Origin of the sequence: Pseudoalteromonas sp. P80D2, from assembly GCF_036680945.1 — a bacterium.
Taxonomy (GTDB): Bacteria; Pseudomonadota; Gammaproteobacteria; order Enterobacterales; family Alteromonadaceae; genus Pseudoalteromonas; species Pseudoalteromonas shioyasakiensis.
The window spans coordinates 467,341-476,776 of sequence record NZ_JAZDAR010000026.1; the positions used below are offsets into that span (position 1 = coordinate 467,341).

Here is a 9,436-nt window from a genome sequence, read left to right on the forward strand (position 1 = left end):
ACTGTAACTATGGCGCCACTCCATTTTACAGCGATGCTCAAAATTCTATCACTTATTTAACTATGATACATTAGTGATAGCTTATATAGTATCAAACAGATTATAGTCTATGTTACGTATAATGTTATGAAAGTTATAAAACAATTGCCTGAGGTGAGATTATTAAAATACTCATTTTTACCCTAAAAGCGATTTTTATCAGCATTCTGATCTCACTTGTGATTGGGCTTATGCTTTCACCGCAATATACCGTTCACAAATCAATTAAAGTGAATGCGAGCAGTGCTGAGGTTGCGAGCCTTGTTGGCGACTTTAATCAATGGCCCAAATGGCAACCATGGCAGGCTGTCGACCCGAGTATCGAATTTACCATTGCAGAACCTAGCCAAGGAGTAGGTGCACATCAATTTTGGCAAAGTCGCTTTGGCGAAGGTGAAATGACCATCACCCAACTCGACAACAGCCAGCTTTCATTTAATATCTTATTTAATAAAGAACACATTGCCCAAGGCACAATTCGCTATTTACCTGAAGGCGATAACGTTAACATTGAGTGTTCATTAAAAGGTGAGGTCAACACCCCTATTATTGGTGGCTACCTTGCTTTACTAAGCCAGTATATTCTCAATAACACAGTAAAACTGGCGCTCAATAACATCAAAACTCATGCGCAGTTAGCAACAACAGGCAAGGACAGTGTGACCGATGACAGTGAAAGCAGCTCAGGCGAGAGTTAATCTTGCTAATATCATAGAAAACCAGCTTGGCTACCCTATTCATAAGGCATCATCGGCTAGGATCAACCATGCGAGTGATGACAGCTATTCAGCACAAGGTCAACAGCAGTTAGCTTATCAAATTAAAGCGCAAGCAAGCCTTTTAGAGCGCGCTCAAACTCGCCAAGAAATTCAATTCATTAAACGCCAAGAAAATATCGAAACCATTATGGCGATGGCTATGACGTTTTGCCCCGATGTCACGGGCCAACAACAACCAGATTTTGATTGGATAGAGCGCTTTATTAGTTTATGTGAAGACACAGCTAATTCTTCAATGCAAAAGCTATGGGCAAAAATACTCGCAGGTGAAACCGTTTCACCGGGCACCTTTTCGATTAAAAGCTTACAAACACTTAAACACATGACTCAGCGCGAAGCAGATGCTCTTCAGCGCTGTACATCACTGTGTGGCTTCAATGAAAAAGATAACAGCCACTTAATTTTACTCGGCTTTTACAAAAAACCTTCGTTGTTTGATTTACTTAGAAAAGGTAACAAGGTGTCATTTAATTTAGGGAAAACCCCTGTTAGCTTTCCGGACATTCTTACCCTGATGGATATTAACTTGCTGTATCGAAAAGAAATCGAATCAGCTGTTTTAAAAGCTGGCCAAGAACTGGTGCTGAGCTTTATGAATCAACGCTTGGTTTTAAAAGCAAAAAGTAATGACTTAGTACTCAGTTATTATAAATTTACACAAACGGGTGACGAGTTAAGAAAGCTAATCGCATCGCCAATAAATAAGGCTTATAAGCAGATACTTTCAACATCATTAGAAGATGAATTTGAAGTTAGCTGGCAAGCTTTAAAATAAAACTGCCAGCTAAATATAAACCGAAAAACTCGATTAGAAGTGGATTTGAATACCCGCAAATGGACCTGATGCATCTAAATCTGTGTAGATATCATCAATATCATCAAGCTCTAAAGTCATTGAGCGGTAACCCGCTTTAATGTCCATATCAATTGCTAAGTTATCAAGTAAAGCGTATGCAACACCCGCTTGGTAGTCTTGAATTTTGCTATCGTCGATAGCCAGTAAGCTACCTTCAAAGAATACGCTTAAACCTGTTAACGGCAAGCCAACTTCAGCACGACCATACACTAAAGGTACGAAACCAGAAAAATCAACGCGCTCAGTTGTACTTGGGCCACCTTCTTGCGAAGTACCCGTTACCGTAATTTCACCGTCAAATTGTTTAGCGTTTACACCTAAATCAATTGAAACCAAATCATTATCAAAGATTTCGTAATATAGGATGTAGTCAACATGTGATAAATCACTCACTGTGCCTACTTGTGTGCCTACAACGTAATCAGAACCACCAAAACTAAATGTTTCATCAAGTGTTGTATCACCATTTAACTCAAGTTCAGTGTATTTTAGTTTAATGTTTGGTACTAACGGCACTGGGTGCTCAAGTGCTGCGTAGTAGCTCGTAAACGTTTCATCATCAAATTTAAAGCTTTGTAGATTTCCGTCTTGAGCAAAACTACCGCTGTTATCTGATTGCCAGCCATCAACACCTAGGTATAAACCTAATAATGTATCAGCTTGCGCTGTTGGAGCTAAACAGGCCATTGAAAGGGCAGCTGCTAAACAGTACTTTTTCATCATTTTATCCTTGCGCTAAAAGTTCGCTAAGTTCAATTAGAGCCGCATTGGCTCGAGAAATATAATTCGCCATGACCAGTGAGTGGTTAGCAACAAAACCAAAACCACTGCCATTTAAGATCATTGGGCTCCACACAGTTTCTTGCGTGGCCTCTAATTCACGAATAATTTGTTGCAGACTAACACGAGCATTTTTCTTTTCTAAGACATCAGCAAAATCATATTCAACCGCTTGTAAAAAGTGCAGTAATGCCCACGTTGCACCACGCGATTCATAAAATACATCATCAATTTGCCACCAAGATGTTTTTACTTGGCTTTGCAAAGGGGTGTATGTTGCTTGATGAGCCGCAGTATCGCCAGCTAAATCAGTGTTCAAACGATCTTGGCCAACACTTGCGCTTAGACGCTGACTTAAACTACCTAAGCGCTTTTCAGCTTCTTTTAACCAGCCACGTAAGTTATCGGCACGGGCATAAAACTGGCTATCTCGATCGTTCTGATCCGCAATTTGAGTGCGATACACAACCAGTAAATCAATACCCTTTTGATATTCAGTTTCTGCGCTAGGCCATGCCCATGCTACCGAGCTTATATTAAATTGCGGCTGTGCTTTTTTAAGAGCTTCGTGCTCAGTTGATTGAGACTGTGAACGACTGAAGTCTTTACGCATCGACAACACTAAATCTCGGGTCATCTCAAGCGCGCCATATTCCCACGCCGGCATGTTATCCATCATTACACTTGGTGGCATCATATCGTTAGATAAGTAGCCGCCAGGCTTATTTAATAATGTACTTGCCACATTGATCAACGTAGTTGTTGTTGTGTAGCCGGTGACAAACTTTTCACCGCGCATTTGCGCTTCCTGTTTTGCCTTGCTAACAACATCCATACGAGCAGGTTCACTACTCCAGTAAACAGCAATCGCGTAAAAAATAATTAGTATAATAAGTAATGCACTGGCTATTTTTCCTTTATGCTCAGACATAATACCTCCTAGTGATGTGAGTGCTCTTTACTTTTTTTTGATGCCTGCTCAGACATTTCTTGTAAAGACACAACCTTGGCTTGAGTAAAAACTCGATTGCCATCATTAAAATATAGCGTGAGTTTTCGTTCTTGCCCTGCTTTTAGTTGATCTTCAGGTTCAAACACCATTAAGTGATAACCACCCGCTTTAAACTCAACACTGCTGTGACCATCAATCTTTAATGATAAAACCTGTTCCATTTTCATCATGCCATCAACATGAGTATGCTGATGAATTTCAACACGTCCTAAACCATCAAGCTCAGCTTTAGTTAATACCGTTGCATGCTCACTTGGGTTAGTAATAGTTAAATAAGCCACGCTGGCTTTACTGGCTGGTAAAAATTCACGTACCTGCGCATTACTTACGGCTACTTCGGCAACATCGCTATGATCATGGCCACTATGGGCAGATAAAAAAGTACTAAAGAATAAACTTGCGGTAAGAAAAGAGAGTGCGGGCCACAGTTTCATTATGTTTTAATCCTTGTTAAGACATTAACTTACCCGCTAAATTTAGCATATTTTATGTATTAAGGCAGTTTATTAGTACCTTAAGCTGGCGATTTTTTGTTATCGGCAATCAACCAGCATAATGCTGCGATTAGTAAAAGTGGCCATGCAATCATTACTGAGCCAAATAAAAACGCAAGCACAACACCAATCAAAGCAACAACACCTGCGCCTAGCAGCCCAATAGTGAATAGCGCAACACCTGCAACGACGGCAATGACTGCCACTATTGCACCGATGACCTCAAGCCCAGCCCAACTCATATCAGCAATTGATAAAGGTAATTGCCATGAGTCAAACGATACAAATGAAACCGCATCAGTGCATAGTAATAACATTGCCAAAATGATGATAGCTAACGTTTTCATGTCCTACTCCTAGTAACCTTTCACTGGTAAAGTGCAATGAGCCACTAAATAACCCACGCCTATTAACAGCGGCATTTGAATAAGTAATATGATCATGACCAGACGTGTTGACCATACAGGGAAGCCCAAGCGCGCAGCGAGTCCGCTACATACACCCGAGATCTTTTTATTACTCAGATCACGGTACCAACGTGTCGATGTGTGATAAGTATTCATTATTAACCTCCTAAGCCGACTGCTTCATCGTTGCTTTCAAGTCAGCAAGCTCTTTATCGATTGCTTCATCTTTCTCAAGGGCAGCGAATTGTGCTGCTGTTGAATTTGCAGCATCACTTTGTGTCAGTTCATACGCCTCAACTTGCGACTCAATGTTTTCAACGCGCTGCTCTAAGTAGTCAAAACGCGCTAATGCATCTTCAACTTTACTGCTATGGAGCTGCTCTTTTACTTTTAAACGTGCTGTAACAACGCGTTCTTTTTGCATGTAAGTCAGCTGTTTGGCCTTTGCATCTGCAAGCTTGTTTTGTAAACGCTGACAATCTTCTGTCAATTTAGCGAGTGACTCTGCCACTTTATCCATTTCAGCTTGTTGCGCTTCGATTTCTGTCGTTAAACGCTGCTTTTCAACTAATGCTGCTTTGGCAAGATCATCACGATCTTTACTCAACGCTTTTTCTGCTTTCGCTTGCCAATCAGCAACTTTCGCTTGTTTCGCTGCAATTTCACGCTTCATTTGCTTTTCTTGCGTTAAGAATGTCGCAGCAGTTGCACGGCATTCAGTCAGTGCATCCTGCATTTCTTGCACGAGTAGATTAAGTAACTTTTCAGGATCTTCAGCTTTGTCTAATGCTGCAGAAAGGTTTGCCTGAATAATGTCATTAACGCGATTTAATACACCCATGTGACTCTCCTGTTGATTATTGGGTTAATACAGCTAGGAGATTCCAATTCTTGTGCCAACTAACGAATAAATTAAAATTATCATTTATATACAATAAGTTGAGTCAATTAAATTTAGATTTAGGCTGACTAGTGACTGAATGAAAAATAACTAATTTGACTAAAAAATTAACTTTTTCACTAAATTTTAGGATCAAAAAAAGCCACAAAATGTGGCTTTTTTAATAGGATATTAGATTAGGCTTCTGGGACAAAACTTAAGGCTTTATCCATAACAGATAAATCGGCCGCTTTACCATGGCCTTTTTCTGAAAGGTGGCGTCTAAAACCACGCGCACCAGGTTGGCCTTGAAAAATTCCCAACATATGGCGAGCAATATGCCAAAAGTTAGCGCCTTTACTCATTTCGTCTTCAATATAGTCGTACATCGAGCGTACAACCTGATGACGACTTAGCGTAAAGGCTTCATCACCATAAATGTTTTCGTCAACCTCAGACAAAATAAACGGATTACTATACGCCTCACGACCAATCATAATGCCATCAACATACTCAAGGTGAGCTACGCTATCAGCAATTGTTTTCACGCCACCATTTAAGCTTAAGTGAAGTTGCGGATAATCTTTTTTCAACTGGTAAACCCGCGGGTAATCAAGAGGTGGGATCTCACGATTCTCTTTTGGGCTTAAGCCATTTAACCACGCTTTACGCGCATGAATAATAAAGTCATCACAGCCAACATCATGACTTGCTTCAATTAAAGCACATAAAAACTCATACGAGTCTTGCTCATCAATACCAATGCGAGTTTTAACAGTAACAGGAATAGTCACCTCGGCCTTCATTGCAGCAACGCAGTCAGCAACCAGTTTAGGCTCAGCCATTAAACAAGCACCAAAACGACCATTTTGTACACGATCAGACGGACAGCCAACATTTAAATTTACTTCATGATAGCCGCGCTCCGCCGCTAACTTTGCACACTTAGCCAACGCTTCAGGATCTGAGCCACCAAGTTGCAATGCCACTGGGCCTTCATGCTCATTAAAGTGTAAGTAATCGCCTTTACCAAATAAAATAGCGCCGGTTGTCACCATCTCAGTGTAAAGCACAGCATGCTTAGTCATTTTGCGGTGAAAGGTTCGACAGTGACGATCTGTCCAATCTAACATGGGTGCCACGGAAAAACGGCGGTTTAATGTCGTTGTGCTCATAACATGGCCCCTTTAAAGATCAATGCATTTACTTGCAACTTAAATTACCTAATACGATTAACGCTTAATATAGCGATGACACATACCCTTTAGGTATGCACCGAAATGAAAAATTGCGACCATTATACCACCGAAGCTGGCTCGCGGCATGGCTTAATCGAAGATCTGATAATGAAAAGAGGCGAAGAAGTGTACTGCAATCTCACTTCTTTGATGAATAAGGTAAAATGCTAAGTCTACATTTTTACTTTACTTAGGAGATGTTCAAGGTTTTGGCCCGTAAGCTCCAAAATCGTAATTTCAAGCTCTTTGTAGTCCTCGTTTTTCAGGTTAACTAACTTAGCACCCACTGCAATTCGCGCTACTTTCTCAACGGGGTCCATTTCGACAATTTCAATTGATGCACGCGTATCATGATCTTTTGATTGCACATAATATTCACTAAAGAAGGTACCATCTGCACGTACATTTGGATTACTGTCAGACACAGACTGCAGGAGCGTGCCTTTCTTTAAATCACTTTTACGAAGTGAAAAGCTGTATTCCGCCACATTGGCATGACCAACAATTACGGTTACTGCGCTTTCACCATTAATTTTAAAATCATGATCTGTTACTTCAATGACTTTTAGCTTACCACTATCATAGGTCGGCTCCATGCAAGCACCTAAACTAAAAATCAGAAAAACAGATAAGACGACATTTTTGATTAGCATTCTTTGTTCCTTAAATTTTATATTGCCTTCTTTAAAGTTAGATAAAAGAAGGCAATTATTCAAAGTTTAAATCACTGAAAATGCACTTTAAATTAAAACTAGCCGACAACACTCAAACCGAAGTAGTGAGCGATACCGCCTAAGATATTAGTCACCGCCACTGACGATAAAATTAAGCCCATCACCCGGCTAATAATACTCGCGCCACTATCACCAATTAACTTATGAACATGCGTGGCAAGTAGTAATAAAACCAGTACGATTATTAACACAGAAAGCATAATTGATGAGGTAATTAGCTGCTCATACCAAGTGTATTCGGTATTTCGAGTCATCAGTACTGCACCAAGCATGGCACCGGGGCTGGCAATAGAAGGAATCGCCAAAGGGAAAATAGCGGTTTCTGTGCTATCTCGAACACTTTTGATTTCTGTTTCTGGTTTACTTTCACCGAAGATCATCGACAGAGCAAAAAGTAATAATACGATACCTCCGGCAATCTGAAATGCCGAAAGTGGAATATTGATCGCGTTTAAAAGTAACTCGCCCGCAACAACAAAAAATAATAGCACCAATGCCGAAACGCCAACCGCTTTTAATGCAACTTTGCGCTTGAACTTGGCATCATCCCAGCGTGTAACAGCAATAAAAACAGGCACGGTCCCGATAGGATCAATGACGGCAAAAAAGAAAATGAATGCAGCTAGCAATTCACTCATTAAGAAAACTCCCTGAAAACGTGTTAGCGAATAAAAACACTGCAACTACAATACAGTATGTTAGTATATCACGGTAGCGTAAGGATAAGAGAAGATGAATATAGAATCACTCGTCAGTAAAGCAAAACAAGTATGCGATAATCGTGGTGCACGTTTCACACCTATCCGTGAAAAAGTATTCCGCCTATTAGCTAGTGCGCAAGGTGGTGTGGGTGCTTATGACCTATTAGAACAACTCAAATTAACTGAGTCAGGCGCAAAACCTGCCACTATTTATCGAGCGCTCGATTTCTTATCGGAACTTGGCTTTATTCATAAAATTGAAAGCACCAACTCATTTATGCTGTGCCATCATTTTGATCACATTCACCCTGTACAGTTATTAATTTGTGACAGCTGTGGTTATGTAAAAGAATTGCATTCAACAGTAATTTCTCATGAACTTAATAACTTAGCGGCAGAAAGTGGATTTATTGTCTCAGGACAAACAATTGAAGCGCACGGTAAATGCGAAAAATGCAAAGAATAAGTGCGGTGTTTGAAACAACCACTACACTTAAAGTATGATTAACGGCATTTCGAAACCTAAGGGAAAATAAATAATGAATGTGGAGTTCATCAACCCTTTTTTATCATCATTATTAAATGTATTGAGCACTATGGCTCAAACAGAATTAAAGCCGGGTAAACCTAGTTTAAAGAAAGACGAACTAGCCCGTGGCGATGTATCAGGTTTGATTGGTATGGTTGGCCCACAAACTAAAGGTTCACTTTCAATCACCTTTGATGAAAATCTAGCACTGACCATTATGGAAAGAATGCTAGGTGAACGCCCTGATACGGTGAACGAAGAAGTAACCGACATGGTAGGTGAAATTACTAACATGGTAACAGGTGGCGCTAAAAACCTACTTGGCGAAAAAGGCTATGAGTTTGATATGGCAACGCCAGTTGTAGTGTCTGGTAAGGGACATACAATTGCACATAAATGTGAAGGCGCTAAAGTGTTAATTCCATTCACATCTGCTGATGGTAACGCCAATATTGAAGTTAGCTTTGATAAACTATGAGCTGGCAGCAAAAAACCATTCAATTGAAGCCTCGCTCACGAGGCTTTCACATCATTGATGACGAGCTACTTCGTCAACTTCCAGAGATAGCACAATACAAAGTCGGCTTATTACACCTATTCATTCAACACACTTCTGCAAGCTTAACTATTAACGAAAATGCAGATCCTACAGTAAGAATGGATATGGAAAGTCACTTCAATCATTTTGTGCCAGAACGACAAAGTTATTATCGTCATGATTATGAAGGTGATGACGATATGCCAGCCCATATAAAAAGCAGTACATTAGGTGCTGAACTCACCATACCAATTAATCAAGGCCGCTTAATGCTAGGCACATGGCAAGGTATTTATTTAGGTGAACACCGAGATCATGGTGGCGCTAGACGTATTATCGCGACGGTTCAAGGCCAGATCTAAAACTAGCTGTAAGCTGTAAGCTGTAAGCTGTAAGCTGTAAGCTGTAAGCTGTAAGCAAAATTCTAAACGCTAGTTGATTGCTTGCTA

At 40.3% G+C, this 9,436-nt stretch carries 14 protein-coding genes; 5 read left to right on the plus strand and 9 right to left on the minus strand.

The window, feature by feature from the left end; translation table 11 throughout:
• The first annotated feature begins 230 nt into the window (after positions 1 to 230).
• Complete coding sequence (locus tag VRK28_RS06940; protein ID WP_240701457.1) at positions 231 to 737, plus strand: SRPBCC family protein; 507 nt, start codon at positions 231 to 233, stop codon at positions 735 to 737.
• Positions 706 to 1,593: a TIGR03899 family protein gene (locus VRK28_RS06945; protein ID WP_332393625.1), complete on the plus strand. Its 888-nt coding sequence runs from the start codon at positions 706 to 708 to the stop codon at positions 1,591 to 1,593. The genes VRK28_RS06940 and VRK28_RS06945 overlap by 32 nt, the downstream gene beginning before the upstream one ends.
• A 33-nt stretch (positions 1,594 to 1,626) precedes the next feature.
• On the opposite strand, the gene VRK28_RS06950 is transcribed toward VRK28_RS06945, so the two are convergent.
• The 9 genes from VRK28_RS06950 to VRK28_RS06990 form a co-directional block, all read right to left on the minus strand.
• Positions 1,627 to 2,394 carry a TIGR04219 family outer membrane beta-barrel protein gene (locus tag VRK28_RS06950; RefSeq protein WP_062566535.1) on the minus strand — a complete coding sequence of 256 codons (768 nt, stop codon included), beginning with the start codon at positions 2,392 to 2,394 and terminating at the stop codon, positions 1,627 to 1,629.
• A gap of 4 nt (positions 2,395 to 2,398) precedes the next feature.
• Entirely contained in the window at positions 2,399 to 3,385 is a 987-nt protein-coding gene (locus VRK28_RS06955) for a DUF2333 family protein (RefSeq protein ID WP_054561115.1), read from the minus strand.
• Between the two features lie 8 nt (positions 3,386 to 3,393).
• Complete coding sequence (locus tag VRK28_RS06960; RefSeq protein WP_332393626.1) at positions 3,394 to 3,900, minus strand: copper chaperone PCu(A)C; 507 nt, start codon at positions 3,898 to 3,900, stop codon at positions 3,394 to 3,396.
• 80 nt (positions 3,901 to 3,980) lie between these two features.
• Complete coding sequence (locus VRK28_RS06965; RefSeq protein ID WP_054554146.1) at positions 3,981 to 4,307, minus strand: hypothetical protein; 327 nt, start codon at positions 4,305 to 4,307, stop codon at positions 3,981 to 3,983.
• A 9-nt stretch (positions 4,308 to 4,316) separates the two neighbouring features.
• Complete coding sequence (locus VRK28_RS06970; RefSeq protein WP_054554145.1) at positions 4,317 to 4,523, minus strand: PspC domain-containing protein; 207 nt, start codon at positions 4,521 to 4,523, stop codon at positions 4,317 to 4,319.
• A 10-nt stretch (positions 4,524 to 4,533) separates the two neighbouring features.
• Positions 4,534 to 5,208, minus strand: coding sequence for a PspA/IM30 family protein (locus VRK28_RS06975; RefSeq protein ID WP_054561117.1), 675 nt, complete (start codon positions 5,206 to 5,208; stop codon positions 4,534 to 4,536).
• A 236-nt stretch (positions 5,209 to 5,444) separates the two neighbouring features.
• Entirely contained in the window at positions 5,445 to 6,422 is a 978-nt protein-coding gene (dusA, locus tag VRK28_RS06980) for a tRNA dihydrouridine(20/20a) synthase DusA (RefSeq protein ID WP_082422939.1), read from the minus strand.
• A gap of 236 nt (positions 6,423 to 6,658) precedes the next feature.
• Positions 6,659 to 7,081, minus strand: coding sequence for a hypothetical protein (locus VRK28_RS06985; RefSeq protein ID WP_130166181.1), 423 nt, complete (start codon positions 7,079 to 7,081; stop codon positions 6,659 to 6,661).
• Between the two features lie 155 nt (positions 7,082 to 7,236).
• Positions 7,237 to 7,857, minus strand: coding sequence for a MarC family protein (locus VRK28_RS06990; RefSeq protein WP_062566539.1), 621 nt, complete (start codon positions 7,855 to 7,857; stop codon positions 7,237 to 7,239).
• Positions 7,858 to 7,951: 94 nt separating this feature from the next.
• Between VRK28_RS06990 and VRK28_RS06995 the strand changes: the two genes are divergently transcribed.
• From VRK28_RS06995 to VRK28_RS07005, 3 genes are all read left to right on the plus strand, one after another.
• Complete coding sequence (locus VRK28_RS06995) at positions 7,952 to 8,386, plus strand: transcriptional repressor (protein WP_054554141.1); 435 nt, start codon at positions 7,952 to 7,954, stop codon at positions 8,384 to 8,386.
• 73 nt (positions 8,387 to 8,459) lie between these two features.
• Positions 8,460 to 8,927, plus strand: coding sequence for a chemotaxis protein CheX (locus tag VRK28_RS07000; protein WP_054554140.1), 468 nt, complete (start codon positions 8,460 to 8,462; stop codon positions 8,925 to 8,927).
• The gene (locus VRK28_RS07005) at positions 8,924 to 9,349 is read left to right on the plus strand and encodes a secondary thiamine-phosphate synthase enzyme YjbQ (protein WP_054561120.1); all 426 of its coding nucleotides are present in this window, start codon (positions 8,924 to 8,926) and stop codon (positions 9,347 to 9,349) included. Before VRK28_RS07000 ends, VRK28_RS07005 begins: the two co-directional genes overlap by 4 nt.
• Positions 9,350 to 9,436 lie beyond the last annotated feature (87 nt).

Coding starts and splice junctions, on each gene's coding strand:
- VRK28_RS06940 (WP_240701457.1), top strand. CDS start 231: ATGCTTTCACCGCAATATACCGTTCACAAATCAATTAAAGTGAATGCG.
- VRK28_RS06945 (WP_332393625.1), top strand. CDS start 706: ATGACAGTGAAAGCAGCTCAGGCGAGAGTTAATCTTGCTAATATCATA.
- VRK28_RS06950 (WP_062566535.1), bottom strand. CDS start 2,394: ATGAAAAAGTACTGTTTAGCAGCTGCCCTTTCAATGGCCTGTTTAGCT.
- VRK28_RS06955 (WP_054561115.1), bottom strand. CDS start 3,385: ATGTCTGAGCATAAAGGAAAAATAGCCAGTGCATTACTTATTATACTA.
- VRK28_RS06960 (WP_332393626.1), bottom strand. CDS start 3,900: ATGAAACTGTGGCCCGCACTCTCTTTTCTTACCGCAAGTTTATTCTTT.
- VRK28_RS06965 (WP_054554146.1), bottom strand. CDS start 4,307: ATGAAAACGTTAGCTATCATCATTTTGGCAATGTTATTACTATGCACT.
- VRK28_RS06970 (WP_054554145.1), bottom strand. CDS start 4,523: ATGAATACTTATCACACATCGACACGTTGGTACCGTGATCTGAGTAAT.
- VRK28_RS06975 (WP_054561117.1), bottom strand. CDS start 5,208: ATGGGTGTATTAAATCGCGTTAATGACATTATTCAGGCAAACCTTTCT.
- dusA (WP_082422939.1), bottom strand. CDS start 6,422: ATGAGCACAACGACATTAAACCGCCGTTTTTCCGTGGCACCCATGTTA.
- VRK28_RS06985 (WP_130166181.1), bottom strand. CDS start 7,081: ATGGAGCCGACCTATGATAGTGGTAAGCTAAAAGTCATTGAAGTAACA.
- VRK28_RS06990 (WP_062566539.1), bottom strand. CDS start 7,857: ATGAGTGAATTGCTAGCTGCATTCATTTTCTTTTTTGCCGTCATTGAT.
- VRK28_RS06995 (WP_054554141.1), top strand. CDS start 7,952: ATGAATATAGAATCACTCGTCAGTAAAGCAAAACAAGTATGCGATAAT.
- VRK28_RS07000 (WP_054554140.1), top strand. CDS start 8,460: ATGAATGTGGAGTTCATCAACCCTTTTTTATCATCATTATTAAATGTA.
- VRK28_RS07005 (WP_054561120.1), top strand. CDS start 8,924: ATGAGCTGGCAGCAAAAAACCATTCAATTGAAGCCTCGCTCACGAGGC.